The sequence below is a fragment of the Mycobacterium neumannii genome, assembly GCF_048452905.1.
Lineage (GTDB): Bacteria > Actinomycetota > Actinomycetes > Mycobacteriales > Mycobacteriaceae > Mycobacterium > Mycobacterium neumannii_B.
Genome location: NZ_JBCGVF010000016.1, coordinates 1 through 510, shown reverse-complemented (window position 1 = coordinate 510; position 510 = coordinate 1). Strand labels below are relative to the sequence as shown.

Annotated in this window: 1 protein-coding gene; it reads left to right on the top strand. The window is 68.0% G+C overall.

The features are described from left to right. Positions 1 to 510: DUF222 domain-containing protein (locus tag AAHH99_RS24915; RefSeq protein WP_418771139.1), on the top strand; the 510-nt coding region annotated here is incomplete at both ends.

The window sequence follows — 510 nt, the reverse complement described above, 5'->3', positions numbered from 1 at the left end:
CCGACGGGATGGTGGGGCTGCGCGCGATGCTGACCCCCGAAGCGTGGGCGGTGTGGGAGGCGATCTTCGCCAAATACGCCGCCCCGGGCATGTGCAATCCCGACGATGCCCAGCCGTGCACCTCGGGCACCCCCTCCCAGGCCCAGATCGACAACGACCACCGCAGCCTGGCCCAGCGTCAGCACGACGCGCTGATCGCTGTGGGACGTATCGCGTTGATGAGCGGTGAGTTGGGCCGGCTCAACGGGCTACCGGTGTCGATCATCATCCGCACCACGTTGCAGGACCTCGAATCGCGGGCCGGGGTCGGCACCACCGGCGGGGGCACCCGCATGCCCATCAGTGAGGTGATCCGGCTGGCCGGCCACGCCAACCACTACCTAGCGGTGTTCGACCAAGCCACCGGATCGGCGCTGGATCTGTTCCGCACCAAGCGCATCGCCTCCCCTGCGCAGCGGATCATGTTGATCGCTCGCGATGGCGGATGCACCAAACCGTGCTGCACCGTGG